The sequence below is a fragment of the Streptomyces kunmingensis genome, assembly GCF_039533535.1.
Lineage (GTDB): Bacteria > Actinomycetota > Actinomycetes > Streptomycetales > Streptomycetaceae > Streptomyces > Streptomyces kunmingensis.
The window spans coordinates 822,077-846,109 of sequence record NZ_BAAATS010000006.1; the positions used below are offsets into that span (position 1 = coordinate 822,077).

Annotated in this window: 20 protein-coding genes; 7 read left to right on the top strand and 13 right to left on the bottom strand. The window is 72.1% G+C overall.

Annotated elements, in window-relative coordinates; all coding sequences use genetic code 11:
* Positions 1 to 37: 37 nt before the first annotated feature.
* Positions 38 to 937 carry an arginase family protein gene (locus ABD366_RS11720; protein WP_324773420.1) on the bottom strand — a complete coding sequence of 300 codons (900 nt, stop codon included), beginning with the start codon at positions 935 to 937 and terminating at the stop codon, positions 38 to 40.
* Positions 938 to 1,027: 90 nt separating this feature from the next.
* On the opposite strand from ABD366_RS11720, the gene ABD366_RS11725 reads away from it, so the two are divergent.
* Complete coding sequence (locus ABD366_RS11725; protein ID WP_324773418.1) at positions 1,028 to 1,378, top strand: DUF6204 family protein; 351 nt, start codon at positions 1,028 to 1,030, stop codon at positions 1,376 to 1,378.
* Here ABD366_RS11725 and ABD366_RS11730 read toward each other — a convergent pair.
* From ABD366_RS11730 to ABD366_RS11780, 11 genes are all read right to left on the bottom strand, one after another.
* Positions 1,347 to 1,919 carry a GNAT family N-acetyltransferase gene (locus ABD366_RS11730; RefSeq protein WP_324773416.1) on the bottom strand — a complete coding sequence of 191 codons (573 nt, stop codon included), beginning with the start codon at positions 1,917 to 1,919 and terminating at the stop codon, positions 1,347 to 1,349. The genes ABD366_RS11725 and ABD366_RS11730 overlap by 32 nt on opposite strands.
* 56 nt (positions 1,920 to 1,975) lie before the next feature.
* Positions 1,976 to 2,215, bottom strand: a complete 240-nt coding sequence (locus tag ABD366_RS11735) for a LapA family protein (RefSeq protein WP_324773415.1) — start codon at positions 2,213 to 2,215, stop codon at positions 1,976 to 1,978.
* 505 nt (positions 2,216 to 2,720) lie between these two features.
* Positions 2,721 to 3,641 (bottom strand): S66 peptidase family protein, encoded by a 921-nt coding sequence (locus ABD366_RS11740; RefSeq protein WP_324773413.1) that lies wholly within the window; start codon positions 3,639 to 3,641, stop codon positions 2,721 to 2,723.
* Complete coding sequence (locus ABD366_RS11745; RefSeq protein WP_411293840.1) at positions 3,638 to 5,644, bottom strand: prolyl oligopeptidase family serine peptidase; 2,007 nt, start codon at positions 5,642 to 5,644, stop codon at positions 3,638 to 3,640. The genes ABD366_RS11740 and ABD366_RS11745 overlap by 4 nt, the downstream gene beginning before the upstream one ends.
* Positions 5,645 to 5,733: 89 nt before the next feature.
* Positions 5,734 to 7,071, bottom strand: a complete 1,338-nt coding sequence (locus ABD366_RS11750) for a M20/M25/M40 family metallo-hydrolase (protein WP_324773409.1) — start codon at positions 7,069 to 7,071, stop codon at positions 5,734 to 5,736.
* Positions 7,064 to 7,897 (bottom strand): M55 family metallopeptidase, encoded by an 834-nt coding sequence (locus tag ABD366_RS11755; RefSeq protein ID WP_324773408.1) that lies wholly within the window; start codon positions 7,895 to 7,897, stop codon positions 7,064 to 7,066. Before ABD366_RS11755 ends, ABD366_RS11750 begins: the two co-directional genes overlap by 8 nt.
* A gap of 138 nt (positions 7,898 to 8,035) precedes the next feature.
* On the bottom strand, positions 8,036 to 9,349 hold the full coding sequence (gene fes / locus ABD366_RS11760) for an enterochelin esterase (protein ID WP_324773406.1): 1,314 nt from the start codon (positions 9,347 to 9,349) through the stop codon (positions 8,036 to 8,038).
* 63 nt (positions 9,350 to 9,412) lie between these two features.
* Positions 9,413 to 10,195 (bottom strand): class I SAM-dependent methyltransferase, encoded by a 783-nt coding sequence (locus ABD366_RS11765; protein WP_324773404.1) that lies wholly within the window; start codon positions 10,193 to 10,195, stop codon positions 9,413 to 9,415.
* 139 nt (positions 10,196 to 10,334) lie between these two features.
* Positions 10,335 to 12,791: an ATP-binding SpoIIE family protein phosphatase gene (locus tag ABD366_RS11770; protein WP_324773402.1), complete on the bottom strand. Its 2,457-nt coding sequence runs from the start codon at positions 12,789 to 12,791 to the stop codon at positions 10,335 to 10,337.
* Between the two features lie 131 nt (positions 12,792 to 12,922).
* Positions 12,923 to 15,361 (bottom strand): MFS transporter, encoded by a 2,439-nt coding sequence (locus tag ABD366_RS11775; protein WP_411293839.1) that lies wholly within the window; start codon positions 15,359 to 15,361, stop codon positions 12,923 to 12,925.
* Between the two features lie 226 nt (positions 15,362 to 15,587).
* Entirely contained in the window at positions 15,588 to 16,031 is a 444-nt protein-coding gene (locus ABD366_RS11780) for an SRPBCC family protein (RefSeq protein ID WP_324773400.1), read from the bottom strand.
* 164 nt (positions 16,032 to 16,195) lie between these two features.
* Here ABD366_RS11780 and ABD366_RS11785 point away from each other — a divergent pair, with 164 nt between their 5' ends.
* The 4 genes from ABD366_RS11785 to ABD366_RS11800 all read left to right on the top strand — a co-directional run bounded on the left by ABD366_RS11785 (position 16,196) and on the right by ABD366_RS11800 (position 19,961).
* Entirely contained in the window at positions 16,196 to 17,242 is a 1,047-nt protein-coding gene (locus tag ABD366_RS11785) for an Rv2578c family radical SAM protein (protein ID WP_324773398.1), read from the top strand.
* A gap of 139 nt (positions 17,243 to 17,381) precedes the next feature.
* On the top strand, positions 17,382 to 18,968 hold the full coding sequence (locus ABD366_RS11790) for an alpha/beta hydrolase (protein WP_324773396.1): 1,587 nt from the start codon (positions 17,382 to 17,384) through the stop codon (positions 18,966 to 18,968).
* A gap of 37 nt (positions 18,969 to 19,005) precedes the next feature.
* Positions 19,006 to 19,413, top strand: a complete 408-nt coding sequence (locus tag ABD366_RS11795; RefSeq protein ID WP_324773394.1) for a RidA family protein — start codon at positions 19,006 to 19,008, stop codon at positions 19,411 to 19,413.
* A 26-nt stretch (positions 19,414 to 19,439) separates the two neighbouring features.
* Positions 19,440 to 19,961, top strand: coding sequence for a GNAT family N-acetyltransferase (locus ABD366_RS11800; protein WP_324773453.1), 522 nt, complete (start codon positions 19,440 to 19,442; stop codon positions 19,959 to 19,961).
* A 23-nt stretch (positions 19,962 to 19,984) separates the two neighbouring features.
* On the opposite strand, the gene ABD366_RS11805 is transcribed toward ABD366_RS11800, so the two are convergent.
* On the bottom strand, positions 19,985 to 20,557 hold the full coding sequence (locus ABD366_RS11805; RefSeq protein WP_324773392.1) for an adenylosuccinate lyase: 573 nt from the start codon (positions 20,555 to 20,557) through the stop codon (positions 19,985 to 19,987).
* Positions 20,558 to 20,937: 380 nt separating this feature from the next.
* On the opposite strand from ABD366_RS11805, the gene ABD366_RS11810 reads away from it, so the two are divergent.
* Positions 20,938 to 22,728, top strand: a complete 1,791-nt coding sequence (locus tag ABD366_RS11810) for a 3-hydroxyacyl-CoA dehydrogenase family protein (RefSeq protein ID WP_324773390.1) — start codon at positions 20,938 to 20,940, stop codon at positions 22,726 to 22,728.
* Positions 22,729 to 22,813: 85 nt separating this feature from the next.
* Positions 22,814 to 23,641, top strand: coding sequence for a TetR family transcriptional regulator (locus ABD366_RS11815; protein WP_324773388.1), 828 nt, complete (start codon positions 22,814 to 22,816; stop codon positions 23,639 to 23,641).
* Positions 23,642 to 24,033: the final 392 nt, after the last annotated feature.

Below are 24,033 nucleotides of genomic sequence, written 5' to 3' on the forward strand. Positions count from 1 at the left end.
ACATGGTCATCGGCGAGCTGACCAGGGGCCGCCCCGGTCAGGATTGCGCAAAGGCGGCCACGACCAGGTCGGTGAGCAGGGCGCCCGCCGTGCCGTCCGGGTCCAGGTCGGGGTCGTAGATGGTGACGTTCATACCGACACAGCGCGGGGAGGAGAGCAACGGCCGCAGCAGCGCGAGAAGTTCGTCCGGAAACAGTCCGTCCGGGTCCGGGCTGTCGACGGCCGGCATCACGCTCGGGTCGAGCACGTCGGCGTCGAGATGCACCCAGAAACCGTCGAGCACCGGGACCTCGAAGCTCTGCACGAAGCCGCGCACGACGTCGTCGACGCCCCACTCGCGCAGTTCGCCCACGGTCACGTTCGGGATCTTCAGGGCGGCGAGTTCGGCGCGGTCGTCCTCGAAGGCGTCGCGTCCGCCGAAGAGCCGGACGTCCTCGTCGCGCAGGTACGGCCGCAGCCCTTCCAGGTCGGTGAGGTCCTCCTGCCCGCGGCCGGTCGCGAGGGCCAGCTCCTCGCCACCCGCCGCGCCGACGTGCCGCGCGTTGCCGGGGTGCCGGAAGTCGGCCGAGGCGTCGACGGCCGCGAGCCCGAAGCGGCCGACGCGGCGCAGCGCGAGGGCCGCGCCGAGCTGGATCGAGCAGTCCCCGCCGAGGACGAGCGGGAACTCGCCCGCCCGGATGTGCCGCTCGATCCGGTCGGCGAGCCTCACGGTGTACGTGGCGAGGGCGGCGGCGTTGAACACCCCGTCGCCCTCCTGCCAGTCGCCGCGGTCGTAGCGCGGCGGGACGACGACGCCGCCCTCGAAGGCGCCGAGCCTGCGCACGATCCCGTTCTCCCGCAGCGCGCCGGCGAGCTTGTACACGCCGGGCACCGTGCCGGGGGCGGGCGGGCGCAGGCCCAGATTGGAGGGGGCGTCGAGCGCGACGATATTCCGCATGCCAGGCATCCTCATCCACGTACGCTGGCGGTTTCAACAGCCGAGCAGCGGTCGCGTCAGCGGCCGCGCGTACGAGGAGCGCCACGCATCATGGCCGAGAGCCACACCTACCGGGTCATCGTCCGCGCCACCTTCGAGGGCCTCGGCGACGCGGCGCGGGAGCGGCTGCTCGCCGAGGTCGCGGAGCACGAGGGCATCGCGGGCATGCGGTTCTCGGCCGAGGGGTCGCTCGCGTACGACCGCACCCTCAAGCACTTCTCGATGCGCTACGTCGTCGAGTCCGACCCGGGTGACGGCGACGAGATGGCGGGCGCGCTCGCCGAGGAGCAGGCCGAGGCGTATCTGCGCGAGCGCGGGCTCGGCCACGGCGAGCTGCGCTCGACGGTGACCGACATGGACACCATGAAGATCAACCGGAAGCCGGGCCGGGCCGCGCGGTAGCCGGGCGGGCCCGCATCTCGGCGGTGAGCGCCCAGCGTTCGTGGTCGCGCCAGGCCCCGTCGACGAAGAGGAAGTCCGGCGAGAAGCCCTCCCGGCGGAACCCGGCGCGGCGGGCGAGCGCGAGGGAGGCGGCGTTGCCGGGCTGCGCGTTGATCTCCAGGCGGTGCAGCCCGAGCGGCCCGAAGGCATGCCCCACCACGAGGTCGAGCCCCTCGGACATCAGGCCGCGTCCGGCGGCGTGCGCGAAGGCGCCGTAGCCGAGGGCGCCGCTGCGGAAGCCGCCCTGGACGACGTTGTTGATGTTGATGAATCCGGCGAGGGCGCCGCTCTCTCGCTCGCACACCAGGAAGCCGTGTTTGGCCGGATCGTCGACCAGCTGCCCCGCGTACGCGGCGAACGCGTCCTTGCCCAGCGGCGGGAAGAGCCAGGGGTGGTGCAGCTCCCGGCTCTCGCGGGCGCGCGCGGTGAACTCGTCGGCGTCGGTGACGGCGATGTGCCGCAGCGCGACACGGGCTCCTTCGGCGAGGTGGCGGGCGATCATCCGGCCACCTTACGCAGGCCGCGCCGCGCCACCGCCGGAGCTCCACCTGCGGGCCCTCACTTACGTCGCCTCGCCACGAAATAACCCCCGCAGACGGCGCCGATGACGGCGACGGCCGCGAGCGCCACCCACAGCGGCATGGTGACCTCGGGGACGAGAAGCCTGATCTTCACCTGCCGGGTGTTCTCGAAGATGAAGACCAGGACGAGGACGACCAGGACCAGTACCGCGATCCTGGCCGGCGTGAACGCGCCGGAGCCGCCCTTCGCGGAGCTCGCGGTGTCCTTGGGGCTCATCGGTGGACCCTTCCCGTCGTTCCCCCGGAGACCGTCACCGCCTCCCCCGCCCAGCATGTGCGGGAGGACGACGATCCCGCAGCGGCCGAGGGCCCGTACGGGTGATGGGTGACGGGTGACGGGGGCGGTAAGTGTGTCCCGCCGCGGCGGGGCTGGTCCCGGTATCCCGGCGCGGCGGATGGCGGGGCTGGTCGCGGTGGATCGCCGCTGCGGGCCCGGTGGGGGCTGGTCGCGCAGTTCCCCGCGCCCCTGGAGCATGCGGCTTCGCCGCAGCCCCATGGGGGCGCGTCCCCACGCGCCTACTGAGATGGCGCACGCAGTGCGCATCTCAGGGGCGCGGGGAACTGCGCGACCAGCCCCCACCGAACCCGCGGACAACCACACACCCCAGGGGCGCGGGGAACTACGCGATCGGCCCCGCCGGGCCCCCGGACAACCACACCCCCAGGGGCGCGAGGAACGGCGCGATCGCCCCCACCAGCCCGGGGTCACAAGCGAACGGGCGTCAGCTCAGCGCCGCCACATCCAGAGTCAACGTCAAAGCGGCCGTATCCAAAAGACCCGCCACCCCAAGGGGTACCGTCAACGCCCCCTCCCCGTGCCCGAACCCGAATTCCTCCACCACAGGAACCCCGAGCCCACCCAGCCGGTCCGCCAGAAGCCCGCGCAGGGGCTCGCACTCCGCCCACGACCCGAGCAGGATCCCCGAGACCCCGTCCAGCCACCCCGCCCGCAGGAGCTGCGTGAGGTACCGGTCGATGCGGTACGTCTCCTCCCCGACGTCCTCCAGACAGAGCAGCCCGCCCCCCGCCGGGGAACGCGTGTGCCGCGTACCGAGATCGGCGGCGAGCAGCGACAGGCAGCCGCCCAGCGTGACCCCGTGCGCGACGCCGGGCACCAGCACCCCGGCCCCGTCCACCGCGGATATCACCTGCACCGACTCCGGCTCGAACAACGTGGCCCGCAGATGGTCCTGCGCCCGCGCGCTCTTGAGGAAGTCCGCCGCGGCGACCATCGGCCCGTGCAGCGTGCTGACACCGAGGCGGACGGCGAACGCCTCGTGCAGCGCCGTGATGTCGCTGTACCCGACGAACACCTTGGGCCGCGCGGCCCGCATCGCCGTCCAGTCGAGCAGGTCGGCCATGCGCTGCGCGCCGTAACCGCCCCGGGCGCACAGCACGGCGTCGATCCCGGGGTCGCACCAGGCCCGCTGCAGATCGGCGGCACGGTCGGCGTCGGAGCCCGCCAGATAGCCGAACTCCGCGTGCACATCCAGGACATGGGGCGCGACGACCGGGTCGAGGTCCCAGCCGCGCAGGATGTCCAGGCCCGCCTGAAGCCGGTCCTCGGGCACGGGCCCGCTCGGCGCGACGACGGCCACCCGGGCGCCGGGGGCCAGCCGCGCCGGACGGACCAGCGGTATCACTTGGTGAGCTCCAGGGTGGGGATGCCGGTCGGATGCAACCCGAACACCTGGGCGTACAGGGAGAGTTCGGCTTCGAGGGCGCGGACCATGGTGTCCGCCCGGCGGAAGCCGTGCCCCTCGCCCTCGAAGGCGATGTACGCGTGCGGTACGCGCCGCCCCTCGCTCTCCACCCGCGCGAGGAACCGCTCGCACTGGACGGGCGGACAGATCACGTCGTCCAGGCCCTGGAGGAGCAGGAAGGGCACGGTGAGCCGGTCGGCGTGTTCGGCCGGGGAGCGTTCGACGTAGCGTGCGGGGACCTCGGCGAGCGGGCCGACGAGCGATTCCAGGTACTGCGATTCAAAGTCGTGGGTCTCGCCGCTGCCCCACGCGGTGAGGTCGAGGATGGGATAGATGACGGTGCCGCACGCGTAGACGTCCGTGCTGGTCAGGGATGCCGCGCTGGTCCAGCCGCCGGCGCTGCCGCCGCGGATGGCGAGCCGGTCGCGGTCGGCGGTGCCCTCGGCGGCGAGGGCGAGGGCGACGGCCGCGCAGTCCTCGACGTCGACGACGCCCCACTGCTCGCGCAGCCGGTTGCGGTACTCCCGCCCGTAACCGGTCGAGCCGCCGTAGTTGACCTCGGCGACGCCGATGCCGCGCGAGGTGAAGTAGGCGATCTCCAGGTCGAGGACGAGCGGCGAGTGGCCCGTCGGGCCGCCGTGCGCCCACACCACGTACGGCGGGAGCTCCTCGTCGGGGGCCGCGTGGGTGGGGCTGTGCGGCGGGTAGATGTGGGCGTGGACGGAGCGGCCGTCGGGCCCCGCGAAGGTGCGAATCTGGGGCTCGGGGTAGTACGCCGGGTCGACGGGGTCGCGGTGCGCGGCGCCGATCACGCGGGCGCGTCCGGTGGCCGTGTCGAGCTCGACGACCTCGGTGGCGGTACGCGGGCTCGCGGCGACGCCGATGACGCGGGTGCCGTGCACGGCGAGGGAGGCGGACCATTCGGTCCAGGGTCCTGCCGTGTCGACGACCTCGCCGGTCTCCGGGTCGAGCACGCCGAGCGCGGTGGCGCCGACTCCGTGCACGACGGCGATGAGTCCGGCGCCCAGCGGCTTGAACCAGCTCAGGCCGATCTTCCAGATCGGGCCGCCGAACTCCTCGTCGCGGGGGCAGAGCGGCCGGGCGGCACCGAAGTCCGCACCGTCCGTGCCCTGCGGGTCGAGCCGGTACAGGTTCCACCAGCCGCTGGCGTCGCCCGAGTACAGGAGCGCCCCGTCGGCGGCCCACTCCACCTGGCAGATCGACTCCTCGGGCCCGCCGGCCACGGTCCGCGCGGGGCCGAACGTGCCGTCCGCGGTGACCTCCGCGACCAGCAGCTCCGTGCCGTCCCACGGCATGCGCGGGTGGTCCCAGGCGATCCAGGCGGCCCGCCGGCCGTCCGGCGAGAGCCGGGGGCCGGTGACGAACCGGTGGGCGTCGTCGGTGAGTTCGCGCACCGCGGACCGGTCCTCGGCGGCCGAGCCGTCGAGCGGGACGGCCGCGACCACGCGCCGCACCTCGGTCGGCCCGTCCCCGGTGAACTCCTCCAGGACGCACCACAGCTCGCCCCGGTCGAGGTGGAGCTGCGGGTCGGCCCAGCGCAGACCGTCGCCGACGGCGGAGAGCGGGGTGAGCGGCCGCGGCACCGCGCCGGGGGCGTCGGGCTCGTACGCGTACAGCCGCTGGTCGGCGAAGTTCACGAAGACCAGCAGCGGGCCCTCGGGGCGGTCCGCGCCGGCCCAGGGGCGGCCGCCGTACTCGATGACACGGCTGCGCACGTTCCACGGCGCGGGCAGGACCGACTCCTCCGTGCCGTCGGGCCGGCGCCGCACCAGGGCGCGGCGGCCCGCCTCGGTGGGCCGTGGCTCGGTCCACCAGGGTTCGTCACCGACGAACCCGACGTACTCGGGCTTGCCGTCGTGCGCCGCGGCCAGCGCGGCGTCGATCGGCGACGGCCAGGAGCCGTAGCCCTGCGTCTGCACCATGTCGTTCCCGCCCCCCATTTACCTCAGACCCTCCATATTCTTCGTGTCCTCCACGTTTTCCTAGTGCGTCGCGCGTGTAGGGGCCGGGCCTATGCCGAGCGCAAGAACCGGTCGAGTACCCGCACTCCGAAATGCAGCGCTTCCACGGGCACCCGCTCGTCGACGCCGTGGAAAAGTGCCTGGTAGTCGAAGCCCTCGGGCAGCTTGAGCGGGGCGAAACCGTAGCCGGTGATGCCGAGGCGGGAGAACTGCTTCGCGTCCGTGCCGCCGGACATGCAGTAGGGAACGGTGTGTCCCTCGGGGGCGAACTGCTCCACCGCGGCCCGCATCTTCGCGAACGTGGGCGAGTCGACCGGCGCCTGGAGCGCGACCTCGCGGTGGGCGAACTCCCAGTCGACGTCCGGTCCGGTGAGCGCGTCGAGGGCGGCGCGGAACTCGTCCTCGGCGCCGGGCAGGAAGCGGCCGTCGACGTGCGCGGTGGCCTCGCCGGGGATCACGTTGACCTTGTAACCGGCGGACAGCATCGTCGGGTTGGTGCTGTTGCGCACGGTCGCCTCGACGAGGGCTGCCGCCGGTCCGAGCCGGGTGAGCAGCGCGTCGACGTCGAAGTCCGCCGCGTGCACGTCGGCCTCGATGCCGTACAGCGCCGCGAGTTCGGACAGGGCCGCGCGGACGGTGGGCGTGAGCCGCAGCGGCCACTGGTGCTCGCCGATGCGGGTGATCGCGGCGGCGAGACGCGTCACCGCGTTCCTCGGGTTCACCTTGGAGCCGTGGCCCGCCTTGCCGCGCGCGGTGAGCTTGAGCCAGCCGGTGCCGCGCTCGCCCGCGCCGATCGGGTAGATCTGCTTGCCGCCGCCGTCGTGGAAGGTGTAAGCCCCGGACTCGCTGATGCCTTCGGTGCACCCTTCGAAGAGGTCCGCGTGCTGGTCGGCGAGGAACCCGGCGCCGTCCTCGGCGCTGGCCTCCTCGTCGGCGGTGAACGCGATGACGATGTCGCGCCGGGGCCGGAATCCGACGCGGGCCCACTGCCGGACGGTCGCGAGGATCATCGCGTCCATGTTCTTCATGTCGACGGCGCCACGGCCCCACACGACGCCGTCGCGGACCTCCCCGGAGAACGGGTGGACGCTCCAGTCGGAGGCCTCGGCCGGTACGACGTCGAGGTGGCCGTGGACCAGGAGCGCGTCGGCGGTGGGGTCGGTGCCCGCGATACGCGCCACCACATTGCCGCGACCGGGCGTGCGCTCCAGGATCGTCGGTTCCAGGCCCGCCTCGGAGAGCAGGGCCGCCGCGTACTCGGCGGCGGGGCGCTCCTTGCAGTCGCCGCCTCCGTGGTTGGTCGTGTCGATGCGGATCAGCTCGGAGGTGAAGGTGACGACCTCGTCGAGCGCCTGCTCGTCGACGGTCGAAAAATGCTGGTCAGCCATACTGTTCCTCCACCGCGGCCGAGGCGATCGTGGTGACCGCCTTGAAGGTGCGGATGCCTTCGTACATGGTCTCGTGCGTGTACGCGATCCTACGCTCGCCGATCTTCTCGACCCCGGGCACGACGGTCGACGCCATCGCGAGGTGCTCGGCGTCGAACTCGACCTCGACCGTGAACGGGCCGGCCGCTACCGGCTCGTGCCGCACGGCGAGGGACGCGGCGTCCTTGGCGGCGGCCCGGATGTCGGCGGCCGTGCGCGCGGGGGTGCGGCACACCGCCGCGTACCGGGACACGTGGTCCTTGACGGCGACCTTGCGGGCCTCCGGCGCGTAGCCGAGGGCGTCGTCGCAGGCGTGGTCGTCGCCGGTGACGAGGACGACGGGGACGCCGTACTCGGCCACCACGTGCGCGTTCAGCAGGCCTTCGCTCGCCCGTACGTCGTTGACCCACACGCCGGTGATCTGGTTGGCCAGGTAGGTGTGGGCGAGGACACCCTCCATGCCGGCGCCCGCGTGGTACCCGATGAACGCGATGCCGTCGATGTCGCCGTGCTGGACGCCCTCCACCATGGAGAGCGACTTGTGGCGTCCGGTGAGCATCTCCGTGCGGTCGTCGAGCTGCTCGAGGAGCAGGTTGCGCATCGTCCAGTGCGCCTCGTTGACGAGCACCTCGTCGGCGCCGCCGTCGAAGAAGCCGAGCACCGCCGCGTTCACGTCCGAGGTGAACATCGAGCGGCAACGCTCCCACTGCGGTGTGCCCGGGAGGACGTCCGCGGGCCAGGTCACACCCGTGGCGCCCTCCATGTCGGCGCTGATGAGGATCTTCATGGCCAGAACCGTACGCGGATCCGGGCGCCCCTCACCAGGCCTGTGGATAACTCCGCGAAACTCTCATGGGTATAGACCAATGACGTAGCCGTTCGGCGTCGCCGCCGCACCGTTTCCGCTCGTCAGCGCGGTGCGGGGCTATGAGGCCAGCATGCGCACCAGGGCGTCGAGGAGTGCGCCGTGCCAACAGGCGTAGTCGTGGCCGCCGTTGAACTCGTCGAGCGTGATCCGGTGTTCGGCCGGGCGCAGGGCGTCGTACAGCGCGCGGCTGTATCCGACCATCGGCCCCTCGTGCAGCCCGACGTCCAGGTGCACGGTGAGGTCGCGGGGCGCCTCCTCGGCGTAGCGCTGGACGAGCCAGGGCACGCCGACGACCGGCGTCTGGGGCACCCCGCCGTCCGACGGCAGTCCGGGATGCCACCACAGGGACGGCGACTGCGCGAGCACGTTGCCGAACCGCTCGGCGCGGACGAGCCCCGCGTACAGGGCGGTGAGCCCGCCGAGGCTCTGGCCCGCGACGACGGTGCGGCGCGGGTCGGTGGTGAGCGGCCAGCGGCCCGCGGCCCACGGCAGGACGTCGTCGGCGAGGAAGGTGACGTAGGAGTCGCGGGCGCTCATCTCGCGCCAGCGGGTGGGCCCGTCGACGGAGTCGGGGGCGAGGACGATCAGCGGCGGCAGCGCGCCGTCCGCGATCAGCGTGTCGAGGGAGTCCTGCAAACCCATGCCGTCCAGCCACATGTCGCCGTCACCGAGCACGACGACGGGCAGGTCGCGGTGGCCGTGTCCGGGCGGCAGGTAGACCCAGACGTCGCGGGTGGCGCCGAGGGCGGGGCTGTGCACGCCGTGGCGCTCCACCCGGCCGCGCGGCACCGCGCGCGTGGGCCGCGCCCAGCGCTGGCCGGGAGCTTCGGGCAGGGCGAAGACGGAGCAGTCCGGGCCGCCCCAACGGGTGGGGATGGTGCGGGGGTTGAGCGGGTCGGGTCCCGCGTACCGCTGGAGGGTGCGCAGGAATTCCTGGAGCAGGTCCGGGTCGGCGGGCGGGGCGCCGGTCGAGATGTCGGCGGCCATCCGGTAGGTGCCGCGGTGGTCGGCGCGCAGCCGCAGGCCCAGGTGCCAGATGTCGGTGCCGGGGACGTGGTGCAGCAGGGCGTCGGCGAGCCGGGCGCGGTCGACGAGGCGGTTGCTGAAGAGGAGGACGTGCCGGGTCGTGCGGTGGCCGCGGTACAGGAAGGTGAGGGTGCGGTGGCCGGGCTCCCCCTCGACCGGTTCCACGAGCGGGGCGCCGAGCCGCCCCACGTCGGCCCAGAACGCGGCGGCGATCGCGTCGCGGCGCGCTCCCTGGACCCCGGTCAGATCGTCGAGCAGCCGCGCGACGCGGGCACCGACGGCCGGGCGCGGGCGTACGGCCTCCTCCACCCAGGAGAGATCGGACGAGACCAGAGGCGTTCGCATCGTCCACCGCTTCCCGGCGCGCCTGATTCCGGCACACCTTCTCCGTACTTAGCTTAGCCTAAGCTAACCTATCATTTTCCCTCGTCGGACCGGCCTCCCCGCCACCCGACCGGCCACCTCTCCCGGCACCCGCCCGGCCACGAGCCACAGCGACGGCAGCTCGATCCGACGCCCGTCAGGGGTGAACTCCGTCGTCAGCAGCGGCAGTTCACCGGAGTCGAGCACCACGAGGCCCGCCCGGACGACATACGCGGGCACAGCGGCGTCCGAGACCTCCCCCGGGGCGATGCCGTGGGCGAACACCGGGGCCAGCTTGGGCGGCGGGCCGGCCGGGTGGTCCGCGAGGCCCCGCAGGACCGGCCGGGCCCGCTCGGACAGCTCGACGACGAAGGCGCGCCCGCGCTCGCCGACCAGCGCCGCCACGGCGTCGATCAACGGCTGCCGGTCCGCGGGCTCGCTCTGGTGCAGAACGCCGCGCATATAGACGTTCACGTCACCCAACTCGGCGTGCAGTGCGGCCACTTGATCGGCCATGGTGGCGTCCAGCTGCCGGTATTCCGCCTGTTCGGCGCGGTCCGCGTGGCGGGCCCGGTCGAGCGCGGCGACGGACAGATCGGCGCCGATCACCTTCCGGTAGCGGTCGGCGAGGAAGCGGGTCTGGGAGCCGTTGCCGCACCCCAGGTCCACCATCGGCAGGCCGACCGCCGTCAACTCCGGTTCGAAGAGCGCGAGATGGAGCCCTGCGGTCAGCGCGGGCTCGGCGTCCCAGAAGACGCTTCCCGGTTCCGCGGGGGCGTCCTCCCAGAAGCTCTCCCAGGCCTCTCTGTAGCGCTCGGTCACGCTCATGCGCCCTCCCCAGGTACGACGGCAGACTCGGCCGGAGTGTCAGGTCGGTTTACCGCGCGGGGGTGCGCCTCACAAGCGTTACGGTCCATACCTTCACGGGGTGTGCGCTGGTGTGCGCCCCCGGGGTGTGCCCGGCGCGTCAGATCCGCGGGCGCCGCAGGGAGAGTTCGAACCACACGGTCTTGCCCGTCGCGGTGCGGCTCGTGCCCCATTCGCGCGCCAGGTGCGCGACCACCCGAAGGCCACGGCCGAACTCGTCGTCCGGTCCCGTACTGCGGAGCGTCGGCAGCGTGTGGTCGGCGTCCTCCACCTCGCACAGCAGCGTCCCCGAGCGCACCAGACGCAGCTGCACCCGGCCGCTCCCGGCGTGCCGCACGGCGTTCGAGACGAGTTCGCCGACCATGAGCTCCGCGGCGTAGGCGATGCCCGGCAGCCCCCACTGCGCGAGCTGTCCCCGTACGAGACCGCGGGCGCGCGGCACCTCCGACGGTTCCTGTCCGAGGTCCCACTGCGCGACGTCGCCGCTCTCGATACCGCTCATCCGCACCACGAGCAGTGCCACGTCGTCCTTGCGGCCGCCACGGCCCGCGAGCGAACGGATGATGGTGTCGCAGGCGTCGTCCATGGAGGCGGCCGGATGCGCCGCCGACTCGCAGAGCGTGGCGAGGCCCACGCCGATGTCCTCGCCGCGCACCTCGACGAGCCCGTCGGTGCACATCACCAGGCGGTCCCCGGGCGAGACCGGTAGCCGTACGGATTCGAAGGGGACCCCGCCGACGCCGATGGGGGCGCCCGTGGGCAGGTCGAGGAGTTCACTGCGGCCGTCGGCGGCGCGCACGATCACCGGCGGGATGTGCCCGGCGTTGGCGAGGTGCAGCTCGCCGGCGATGGGGTCGTACACCGCGTACAGGCAGGTGGCGAGGTAGTGCTCGCCGAGACGCTGCGCCAGGTCGTCCAGATTGCGCAGGAGTTGAGCGGGCGGCAGGTCCAGAGCGGCCATCGTCTGCACGGCTGTCCTCAACTGGCCCATCATCGCCGCCGAGTTGAGCCCGTGCCCCATGACGTCGCCGACGACGAGCGCGGTGCGCGCGCCCGGCAGTTTGACGGAGTCGAACCAGTCGCCGCCGATCCGGCCGAGGAGCGTGCCCGGCAGGTAGCGGGTGGCGATGTCACAGCCCGGCATGTGCGGTTCTATGTGCGGCAGCATGCTGTCCTGGAGCGTCTCGGCGACGGACTCCTGGTACGTGTACATGCGCGCGTTGTCGAGTACGAGGCCCGCGCGCGCCGCGAGTTCGGCGCCGGTGACGCGGTCCATGTCGTTGAAGAGGGGCCGCTCCTGGTGCCGTAGCAGGATCATGAACCCGAGGACCACGTTCCGGGCCTTCAGCGGCACGACGAGCATGGACCGGTGGTTGATCAGCGGGCGGATGTCGCGCTTCTCGAACTGCGCCGCGATCCCGTTGCCCATCTCCTCCGAGATGTACGGGACGAGGACCGGGTCGCCGGTGGTCATGCACTGGAAGAACGGCGTGTGCACCGGGAACGGCATTGATTCGCCGACCGGCACCACATCGTCCCAGCGGCCCGGTTCGTCGGTGTGCTCGACGGCGACGCGGTGCCACATCGTGGTCGCGTCGGGCGGTCCCTCGGGGAAGCCTTCGCCCGCCACCACCTGTTCGCGCAGGTAGGTCCCGGCCACGTCGGTGAAACGCGGCACGACGGCGCGGCTGACCTCGATGATCGTGCGGGACAGATCGAGGGACGAACCGATGCGCCCGCTCACCTCGTTGAGGAACTCCAGGCGCTCGCGCACGGCCACGTATTCGAGGTCCTCGGCGTCATCCGCGTCCTCGGCGTCCTTGGCGTCGTCGAGCGGCGCGCGCGGGGAGGGCACCCCGTCCGCGGCAGCGCGCGCCGCCTCCGCCCGCCGCGCCTTGCGCTCGGTGCGCCGGGCGACGCCCCAGTCGGCGGTGACGGGGACCCGGTCGTGCCGGCTGAACTCCAGGACGGGATAGCCCAGTTCGAGTACCTGGGCGACGATGCGGGCGCTCTCCCGCACGCTCATGCTCGGCAGGATCTCGGGCAGTCCGCGGGCCAGCTCGTCGGCGGCCGGGAAGTCGGTGTGCAGCGCGAACCCGGGGGCTATCCGCTCCCCCGCCACACCCTCGGGGCCCGCGTCGCCGCCGAGGCGGCGGGCGTCGACGGCGAGCACGAGCAGCCGCTCGGGCCCCGGCCCCACCAGGGGATACGCCCACCACAGGACGTCGATGCGATCGCACGGCCCGGCACTGGTGTCGAGCCGTGCCCGGCCGGCGGCCGGATAGGAGCTGCGGCCGCCCAGCGACTCCTCGAGATCGGAACCGATCGCGTCGTACGTGCCGTACGCGGCGGGGGCCGCCGGGCCGGGCTCCCCGCTCTGCGGGAGGGCGCCGGACACGGGCAGCAGGTCGCCCGCGGGCCGGCCCACCGCGTCCTGTCGCTCGGGGCCGAAGAGGCGGCGGGCGCCGGAGCTCCAGTGGGAGACGCGGCCGGCCTGATCCACGACGACGACGGCCAGCGGGACGCGGCCCTGCGGGGTTCGACCGGTGCCTGGCATCCTCCCGCTCCTTCCCTCCGGGCACGCCGAGGGGGTGCGTACCGCCTCCTTCCACGGTACGCGCGGCCCCTCAACACCGGGTGCTTACCCGGGAATTGGGGCATGCCCCTTGACAGCCGACCCGCGTTCGGTCAGTCCTCGTGCCCCAGCTGCAGATCCCGCTCCGTACGGCCGCCCCCGGCGACCTGCAGCACGGTCGCCACCGGCGGGTAACCGGCCGCGATTACCGTGTACTCGCCCGACGACAGATCGACGAAGCGGAACGTGCCGTCCGCCCCCGTCGTGAGCGTGTCCACCACATTGCCCGCGGCGTCGAGCAGCGTGACCCGGGCCTCCTCCACGGGCCGCCCGCCGCCGGCCCGTACGGTCCCGCGCAGCACCGCCCCGCCGGCCAGCTCCACGTCCTGCCGCGTCTCGCGGGAGGCCATCACCGTCACGGGCAGGGCCGCCGGGCGGAACGCGGGCGCGCTCGCGGCCAGGGTGTACTCACCGGCCACCAGCTCCGTGATGACGTACCCGCCTTCGCGCCCGCTGCGGGTGGCCGAGACGACCTCGCCGTGCACATTGGTCAGGGTGACGATCGCGTCCCGCACGGGCGTTCCGTCCGCGGTGAGGACCGAGCCGGCGAGGCGGCCCGCGCCGCCGAGCACCACGTCGAGCTCGACGGGCCGCTCCCCGACCGTGACCGTGACGGCCTGCGGCTGGTGCCCGCCGGCCGCCGCGATCAGGACGTAGCTGCCGGCGCCCGGCGTCGACAGCGCGTACCGGCCGTCGTCGCCGCTGGCGCCGCGCCCGATCTGGGTGCCGCCGACGTCGATGAGGGTGAGCGCGGCGCGCGGCACGACGGTGCCGTCGGAGTGCTGCACCGTCCCGCAGACCGGGACTCCGGCGGCGTACGGGACGCGCTCCTGGGCGGGCAGGGCGGCCGGGGCGGGGGCGAGGGGGGTGACGGGCCGCTCGGCGGGGGCTGTGCTGGACAACAGGGGTGTCTCCTTGATGAAGAAGGCGAGGACCAGTCCCAGGACGAGGACCGGGACCAAGTAGAGGAAGATGCGGGGCATCGCATCCGCGTACGCCTGGATGTAGGGGGTGCGCAGCGCCTCGGGCATCGCGTGCACGAGCTGCGGGGTGATCGACTCGGCGCCGCCGGGGAGGCCCGTGCCGGTGGCGGACAGCCGGTCGGCGAGGGCGTCGGCGAGCCGGTTCGCGAAGAGCGTGCCGAAGATCGCGGCGCCGACGCTGCCGCCGATCTGCCGGAAGTAGGTGTTGGCGCTGGTGGCCGTGCCGAGGTCGCCGGGGCGCACCGAGTTCTGCACGGCGAGCACGAGGACCGGCATGATCAGGCCGATGCCGGCGCCGAGGACCGCCATGTAGGCGCTGTATTGGAGGCGCGGAGTGTCGACCTCAAGGCGCGACAGTAGATACATGCCGGCGCAGGAGAGGGCGCTGCCGAGGACCGGGTAGATCTTGTAGCGGCCGGTGTGGCTGATGAGCTGGCCCGAGAGGATCGAGGCGCCGACGACGCCGCCCATCATCGGGAGCATCAGCAGACCGGACTCGGTGGCGGTGGCGCCGTCGACCATCTGAAGGAAGGTCGGCAGATAGCTGGCCGCTCCGAACAGGGCGACACCGACGACCATGCCGACGAGGCCGCTGAGGTTGAAGACGGAGTCGCGGAAGAGGCGCAGCGGGATCAGGGGTTCGGCCGCGTACTTCTCGGCGAACACGAACAGTACGGCCGAGAGAGCGGCCCCTGCGCCGAGGCCGATGATGACCCGGTCGCCCCACGCGTACTCCGTGCCGCCCCAACTGGTCAGCAGTACCAGGCATGTTGAGGCCGTGGCGAGCAGCAGGGCGCCGAGGACGTCGAGCCGGGGCTTCTTCGTGGGCTTGGGGAGCTTGAGGACGACGGCCGTGACGGCGAGCGTGAGCAGGCCGAACGGGATGTTGAAGTAGAAGCACCAGCGCCACGAGAGGTGGTCGGTGAAGTAGCCGCCGAGCAGGGGGCCCGCGACGGAGGCGAGCCCGAACGCGGCGCCGATCAGGCCCATGTAGCGGCCCCGCTCCCGGGGCGGCACGATGTCGCCGATGATCGCCTGTACGCCGATCATGAGGCCGCCCGCGCCGATGCCCTGGACCGCGCGGAACGCGATGAGCTGGTCCATGGTCTGGGCCCGGCCGGCCAGGGCGGAGCCGATGATGAAGACGACGATCGCGAACTGGAAGACGCCCTTGCGGCCGAAGAGGTCGCCGAGTTTGCCGTAGATCGGCAGGCCGATGGTGGAGGTCAGCAGGTAGGCGGTGATCGCCCAGGACATCTTGTCGAGGCCGTGCAGCTCGCCGACGATCTTCGGGAGCGCGGTGGCGACGATCATCTGCTCGAGCGCGGCGAGCAGCAGCGCCAGCATCAGGCCGACGAAGACCATCCGGACGCGGCGCGGGCTGAGACCCTGCCCGGGCAACTGCTCGTATTCCACCGCCTGTTGCGGTGCGGGGGCGGTGACCGGAGCCGACTCCTGAACCGCCTCCCGCTCCCCCACCGGTTCGGTCACCAGCGCCACTGTGCCCACCTGTCGCTCCCCTCGTCGCCCTTACGCCGCCCATTTCTCGCATTACGCGACAACGGGGGGCAAGCGCGACGAGGCGCACGTCAGCGGGGTTCAGTCGGCGTATGCGCCGGTCGGAGCCCTACGGCGTACAACGGGGCGCGAAACGAAAACCACTCGAATCGGTGAGCACCGATCGGTGTCCGCCTCACGCACCATCGGACTCGCGGGTCACTCCTTCACTCGCGGGTCACTTCTCCACTTCGGTGGCGAGGTTGGCGAGCACGGTGTCGTAGATACGGCCGAGGCCCTTGGGCGCGAAGGTCTTCTCGAAGAAGCCGCCGATGCCCCCCGCCCCGTTCCACACGGTCGTGACGACGACGCGCGAGCGGCCCTCGCCGGCGGGCGTGACGCGCCAGGTCGTGACCATCGAGGAGTTGCGGTCCTTCTCGACGAGCTCGCCGTCGGTGGGCTCGGTGACCTCGAGCAGGCAGTCGCGGATGCGCTTGCTGGTGGCCTGGAGCTTCCAGTGGACGAGGGTGCCCTCGCCGTCGCCGCCCTCGCGCACCTCGTACTCGCTGAAGTGCTCGCTGAGCAGCTTCGGCCGGGTGCCGTTGTAGTCGGCGAGGGCGTCGAACACGTCGTCCGGCTTCGCGGCGACGACACGCTCCGTGGTGGCCTCGACCTGCGCCATGACTTTCCTCCAGCACTTGGTTCCTATGGGCTCGGCCAAGCCAACCACCCTCCGCGCGGCCCGCCAAAACCGGGGGTCGGGCACGGTCCGGGTACGGTCGCACGATCAAGGGAACATGTGTTCTATTGTGGGCACAGGGCTACCGAAGAGGGCGAGGAGGCGTCATGCGCTGGGAGAACCTCACGGACGACCGGGTCGAACACGGCCGGGCGCCGGACGCCGCGCTGTTCGGCGCGGAGGCGGTGACGACCCGCACCTTCGACACCCCCGAGTTCCGTGGCGTGACGTTCCACGAGATCAGGGCCCGGTCGATCGTGAACCGGGTGCCCGGCGCGTCCCGGATGCCGTTCGAATGGACGGTCAACCCGTACCGGGGTTGCACACACGCCTGCGTCTACTGTTTCGCGCGCAACACCCACCGCTATCTGGACCTGGACACCGGGCTCGGCTTCGACAGCCAGATCGTGGTGAAGGTGAACGCTCCGGAGCTGCTGCGCCGCCATCTCGCGTCCCGGCGCTGGTCCGGCGACCACATCGCGATGGGCACGAACGTCGACTGCTACCAACGGGCCGAAGGGCGCTACCGGTTGATGCCCGGCATCATCGAGGCGCTGCGCGATCACGCGAACCCGTTCTCCATCCTGACCAAGGGCACCCTGATCCTGCGCGACCTCGATCTGCTGCGGCAGGCGGCCGAGGTGACGGACGTCGGCATCTCGGTCTCGGTCGGCTTCGTGGACCAGGAGCTGTGGCGCACCGTCGAGCCGGGCACGCCCGCGCCGGAGCGCCGCCTCGATGTCGTGCGCGCCCTCACCGACGCCGGGATCGGATGCGGGGTGCTGATGGCGCCGGTCATCCCCTTCCTCGGCGACCGGCCCGAGCAGCTGCGGGCGACGGTGCGGGAGATCGCCCGGGCGGGCGCGACGTCCGTGACGCCGCTCGTGCTCCATCTGCGGCCGGGCGCGCGCGAGTGGTTCATGACCTGGCTCGCCCAGCACCATCCGCATCTGGTGCGGCGCTACGAACGGTTGTACGCGGAGGGCGCGTACGCCCCCAAGTGGTACCAGCGCCGGCTTACCCGGCAGGTGCACGAGCTCGCCGAGGAGTACGGGATCGGGCCTTCGCGCCCGGGGCTGCCGCGACGCCTCCGCGTACCGGAGCAGAGCCCGGCGCCCGATCCGGCCGCGCCGACGCAGCTCACCCTGTTGTGAGCGCACTCGGGCGAGCGGTCGAGCCTACGATCGGGTCAAATTCCGACAGAACGGATTCTTCCCCCCAGGGTTTACGGGAACATGCCGCAGGAGCCGTCGACTGAGCGCCGGCTCTGATTCCTCCGCCCTGGGAGGCCCCATGAAGAAACGCGCAGTCGCTCTGTGCGGTATCGGTATCGCCGCGCTGGCCGCCTCCACGGCTCTCGTCCCGGCCGCGGGAGCCGCGGGCGCCGCGGATTCGCAGTCGCGCGCCGCCGTCAGCTGGAAGAAGTGCGGCATCAAGGAGTACCCGACGCTGCAGTGCGCGTCGTTGCGGGTGCCGCTGGACCACGACCGTGCCGGGGGGCGGCAGATCACCCTCGCCCTGTCGCGGGTCCCGCACACGGCGAAGACGTTCCAGGGGCCGCTGCTCGTCAACCCCGGCGGGCCGGGCGGCAGTGGGCTCACGCTCGCCGGGTTCGTGGCGGCGAACCTGCCGAAGAAGGTCGCCGCGCAGTACGACGTCATCGGGTTCGACCCGCGCGGCGTCGGCAAGAGCAAACCGGCGCTCGACTGCAAACCCGGCCACTTCAAGCCCGTACGGCCACCGAGCGTGCCCAAGACCGAGGCGATCGAGCGGGCGAACCTCAAGCGCGCGGAGTCCTTCGCGCAGGCGTGCGGCAAGAAGTACCCGGATGTCCTGCCGTTCATCGACACGGTCAGCTCCGTCAGGGACATGGACGCGATCCGGGCCGCGCTCGGCGCGAAGAGGCTGAACTACTTCGGCTACTCGTACGGCACCTATCTGGGCGCGGTCTACGCGAAGTACTACCCCGAGCGGGTCCGGCGGCTCGTCCTCGACTCGGTCGTCGACCCGGAGGGCGTCTGGTACCAGGACAACCTGACGCAGGACGTCGCCTTCAACGCCCGGCACCAGGCCCTTCTGGCGTGGGTCGCCAAGTACGACGCGACGTACAAGCTGGGCAAGGATCCGGCAAAGCTCGAGGTCAAGTGGAACGCGATGCGCGACGCGCTGGCGAAGAAGCCCGCGGGCAAGAAGGTGGGGGCCGCTGAGCTTGAGGACACGTTCCTGCCCGGCGGCTACTTCAACGGCTACTGGCCCTACCTGGCCGACGCGTTCGCCTCGTACGTGAATGCCAAGGACCCGGATCCGCTGGTCGAGGCGTACGAGAACTTCGCGGCGGTCGACGCCGCGGGGGACAACAGCTACAGCGTCTACTCGGCTGTCCAGTGCCGTGACGCGTGGTGGCCGCGGAACTGGAACCAGTGGCGTGACGACAGTTGGCGGACGCACGAGAAGGCGCCGTTCTCCACGTGGAACAACGCCTGGTACAACGCGCCCTGCGCGTTCTGGCCCACCAGGACGCTGCACCCGAGGGGCGTGTCGAACGCCGCGATCCCGCCGGTCCTCCTCTTCCAGGCGACGGACGACGGAGCGACCCCGTACGAGGGCGGCGTCACGATGCACCACCTGCTGCGCGGATCGAGCCTGGTCGTCGAGGAGGGCGGCGGCAACCACGGCATCACCCTCAGCGGCAGCAAGTGCCTCGACGCCCACCTCGCGGCCTATCTCACGTCCGGGAAGGTGCCGCGCGGCGACGGCGAGGCGGACGCGGTGTGCAAGAAACTGCCGGACCCGAAGCCCCTCGGGACGAAGGCGGCGGCACCGTCACCGACCTCGTCCCACGGCGCCGCACTGCACGGCCTGCTCGGCTTCCGGGGCTGATTCGGATGGTCCCGCGGGGGTGGGTGAGGATGGCCCCATGACCCCACCGACCCACCTCACCCACCTCCCCGCTCCCGACGGCGTCGCACCGGCCACGGCCTATACGCATGTGGTCATGGGCACGGGCCGGCTCGTCGCCGTGTCCGGCCAGCTCGCCCTCGACGAGCGGGGCGAACTGGTCGGCCCCGACGACCCGTCGGCCCAGGCCCGGCAGGTCTTCGAGAACCTGCGGCGGTGTCTGGCGGCGGCAGGGGCGAGCTTCGACGACGTGGTCAAACTGACCTACTACGTGACGGACATGGCCTCCATGCCCGCGATCCGCGAGGCCCGCGACACGTTCCTCGACCCGGCCCGGCTGCCGGCGGCGTCGGCGGTACAGGTGGCCGGCCTGGTGGGTCCCCAGTTTCTGATGGAGATCGAGGCGTTCGCCGTGACGGCGGAGTGACCGCCCTGGACCTGCGGGTCCGGCCGATGACCCTGGACGACTGTCACGCCGTGGCCGAAGTGCGGGTGCGGGGGTGGCAGGTCGCGTATGCCGGGCTGATGCCGCAGGCCCATCTCGACGCGATGAGCGTGGCGCGGGACGCGGTGCGGCGGCGCGAGATGTTCGGGCGGGTGCCGGAGTTCGTCGCCGAGCGTGACGGGGCCGTGGTCGGGTGGGCCTGCCACGGCCCGTCCCGGGATCGTGATGTGCCGCCCGGGGAGGCCGAGTTGTACGCGCTGTACGCGCACCCCGGGCACCTGTCGACCGGAGTGGGGCGAGCGCTGCTCGACACGTGTGCGGGCGCTGCCGCGCACGCGGGGCACTCCACGATGCGGCTGTGGGTCCTGGAGGGCAACGCACGGGCCCGGCGCTTCTACGAGCGGGCCGGGTTCGTGACCGACGGGGCCCGGGAGCCGTACGAGGTGGGCGGGGTGAGAGTGCCCGAGGTCCGGTACGTGCGGAAGCTCGGGCCCGCCCCGCGGAAAGACGGACTCGGGCTCACCCCGTAGGGAACCGGCACAGGAAAGCGGGCTCACTCCATAGGAAGGCGGGCCAGGGCCGCCGACGCCGCCATCGCCAGGCGGGGGTGCGTGCTCGCCTCCGTGAGGACGTCACGGGCGCGCGGGTCCGCCAGGCTGCCGAGCCCCTCGACGCAGGCGAGGGCCACCTTGCGGTACGGGTCGTGCGGGGCGAGGCGGCGGCGGAGCGTGGTGATCAGTGCCGGAGCCGACTCGGGAGCCCGGAGCTGGGTGAGCAGCCGCACCGGATGCAGGGCGTAGGCGACGCGCAGCTCGTTCGTGGCGAGGGCCGCCGCCGCGCGGGCCGTGCGCGGGTCGCCCAGGACCGCCAGGGCCTGCGCCGCCGCCGCGCAGCGTTCCGGATCGCGATGGTTCAGCAGGAGGACGAGAGATTCGAAGGCGCGGTGGTCGCCGGCGATGCCGAGCCGGTAGGCCGCCAACTCACGTGCCCACAGGGGCTGTTGCGGCGCGGTGAGTACCCCGGCCAGCTCGTCCCTGTCGCGCGTGGCGGCAAGCTGGTCGAAGGCGGGCGTGCCGCCGGATTCCTTCCGGATGCGCTCTGTCACCGTTCGCGACTCTTCGTCCATGAGGACGAGGGTAAGACGCGCCGTGCCTGCGGCGACATAGATCACAGAGACTGGCCGATGCCGAGGGCTGGCGCGCTCGTTACTCGCCGGTTAATCTCATCTGAGCGGGGCACACTTCCCGCAGCACCACTTCTGACGGCCTGGTGACGCAGCCGTCCGGAAGTGCAGTCGGTTCGGTACGCGCTACCGAAGTTCGAGCAGCACGACATGGCTCCGGGACAGGGCCGGTCGGTTCTCCGTGCAGAGCATCAGTCGGCACGGCACGTTCACCTCAGCTCTCCTCACCTTTTCGTACGCCGCACGCCGTAGGTCTCACTGCGTAGGCCTTCCGGCGCCCCGCGTACGCCCTCGGTCGTCACCCTCACTTCTGGAGTTCCCAGATGGACGCTCCCCTGTCCCGCATCTCCACCGTGGCCGTCGTCGGCCTCGGCACCATGGGCACCGGCATCGCCGAGGTCCTGGCCCGCGCCGGCCGCGAGGTCATCGGCATCGACATCAGCGAGAGGGCCGCCGCGCAGGCGGCCGTGGCGCTGCGGGCCTCGACGGCGCGTGCGGTGCGCCGCGAGCACCTCACCGAGCAGGAGCGCGCGGAACTGCTCGCCCGCTTCCGTACGTTCACCGATCTGGCGGCCGCCGCCGACGCCGACCTGGTGATCGAGGTCGCCCCCGAGTCGTACGAGATCAAGCAGCAGATCTTCCGGACGCTGGACGGGATCGTGCGGCCCGGGACGATTCTCGCCACCGGGACGAACGCGCTGTCCGTCACGCGCCTCGCCGCCGACTCCGCCCGCCCCGAGCGCGTCATCGGACTGCACTTCTTCAACCCGGCCCCCGCGATGAAGCTCGTCGAGGTCGTCTCCAGCGTGCTGACCGCGCCGGCCGCGGTCGCCGCCGTCACCGACCTGGCGCTCGAACTGGGCAAGGAGCCCGTCGCGGTGGGCGACCGGCCCGGTTTCGTCGCCGACGGGCTGCTGTTCGGCTACCTCAACCAGGCCGCCGCGATGTACGAGGCCAAGTACGCCTCCCGCGAGGACATCGACGCCGCGATGAAGCTGGGCTGCGGCCTGCCCATGGGGCCCCTCGCCCTGCTCGACCTCATCGGCGTCGACACCGCGCGCACCGTCCTCGACGCCATGTACTGCGAGTCGCACGACCGGCTGCACGCGCCGGCGCCCGTGCTCAAGCAGCTCAGCGAGGCGGGCCTGACCGGACGCAAGGCGGGCCGCGGCTTCTACACGTACGAGGAGCCGGGCAGCTCGGTCGTGGTGCCGGACGCGCTGACGCCGTCGGCGCAGGAGACCGCGAGCCCCTCCCGCCCGGTCCGCTCCGTCGGTGTCGCGGGCTCCGGCACGATGGCGTCCGGGATCGCCGAGGTCTTCGCCAAGGCCGGCTACGACGTCGTCCTCGCCGCCCGCAGCGAGGAGAAGGCCGAGAAGGCCAAGTCCCGTATCGGCAAGTCCCTTTCGCGCTCTGTCGACAAGGGGCGGATGACGGCGGAGACGGCCGAGCAGACGCTCGCGCGCATCACGCCCGCCGGGTCCTACGACGCGTTCGCCGACGTCGATCTCGCCCTGGAAGCCGTCGCCGAGGACCTGGAGATCAAGCAGCAGCTGTTCGCCACGTTCGACAAGATCTGCAAGCCCGGCGCGATCCTCGCCACCACGACCTCGTCGCTGCCCGTCGTCGCCCTCGCCCGCGCCACCGCGCGCCCGCAGGACGTGATCGGCATGCACTTCTTCAACCCGGCCCCGGCGATGAAGCTCGTCGAGGTCGTGCGGACCGTGCTGACCTCGGACGACGTGCACACCACCGTCCGCGACCTGACCCTGCACATCCGCAAGCACCCGGTGGACTGCGGCGACCGGGCCGGGTTCATCGTGAACGCGCTGCTGTTCCCGTACCTGAACAACGCGATCAAGATGGTCCAGGAGCACTACGCCTCGCTCGACGACATCGACGCCGCGATGAAGCTCGGCGGCGGCTACCCGATGGGCCCGTTCGAACTGCTCGACGTGGTCGGCCTCGACGTCTCCCTCGCCATCGAGAAGGTGCTGCACCGCGAGTTCCGCGACCCGGGTCTCGCGCCCGCGCCGCTGCTCGAACACCTGGTGGCCGCGGGCTGCCTCGGCCGCAAGACGGGTCGTGGCTTCCGCGAATATGCCCGGCGCTGAGCCGGACGCGGGAGCCGGGTCCCACTGGGGCGGGCTGCTCGGAGCACCGGGCAGCCCGTCAACCGGGGAGCGTTTTGGAACGTACATGCAGTACGTTCGGGGCATGACGCCCGCTCATAAGGCCGCCCAGCCCTCCCGTACCTCCGCTACGCCCGACGCTCCGGAGAGCGCCGCTGGCAACCGGGCGGCCGCTCAGCGGCTCAAGATGCGCCGTGAGCTGGCGGCCGCGGCGATGGAGCTCTTCGCCACGAAGGGGTACGAGGCGACGACGGTCGACGAGATCGCCGCGCAGGCCGGCGTCGCGCGCCGCACGTTCTTCCGCCACTTCCGTTCGAAGGAAGAGGCGATCTTCCCGGACCACGACGACACCCTGGTGCGCGCCGAGGCCGTCCTGAACGCGGCGCCGCCGCTCGAGCACCCGCTCGACACCGTCTGCCGCGGCATCAAGGAAGTCATGAAGATGTACGCGGGCTCGCCCGCCGTGGCCGTGGCGCGCTACCAGCTCACCCGCGAGGTGCCGACGCTGCGCCAGGCCGAGATCGCCTCGGTCTCCCGCTACGAGCGCCTCTTCACCCGCTACCTCCTCGGCCACTTCGACGAGCAGGCCCACCACGACGGCAACGACGACCCGTTGCTCGCCGAGGTCGCCGCCTCCGCCGTCGTCACCGCCCACAACCACGTACTGCGGCGCTGGCTGCGGGCCGGCGGCCAGGGTGATGTGGAGACGCAGCTCGACCACGCCTTCGCGATCGTGCGCCGTACGTTCGGCACCGGTATCGGGGCCGGCCGCACGCCCGCCGCGCCGCCCGCGCAGGTCGCGCACTCGGGCGAGGTGCTGGTGGCCGTGGCGCGCACGGACGCGCCGCTTCCCGAGGTCATGCGCACCATCGAGGAAGCCCTCAAGAACCGCTAGAGCCGCCCCGCCGCCACCCTGGCCCCTGATCTGGCACGCAGTGCCACCTCAGGGGCCTCTCGCATTCCCGGAGACACCGGCCCGGGCCCCTTCTGATCGATCATCGATCCCTTGCCACGACACCGAGCCGCCCTCTGACCTCCGTTGATCGATCATCGCTCACCTGTTGGGTAAATATTTCACCTGAGCGAAATTGATGGCACGGAGTGCCTTGCGAGCTGTCACGGTGTGCCATACGTTGAAGGAAGTCCGGGCGGCCGGCGTACGGAGAACTTCCGAACGGCGGCTGTCCCCGGGGGCCGCGTCCGACCGTGGCCCGCGCGCCCGGACGCCTGCGTCACAGGCAACCTTCCGCGCCACACCAAGCGCTGCCACCGCACCACCCCCGCCGA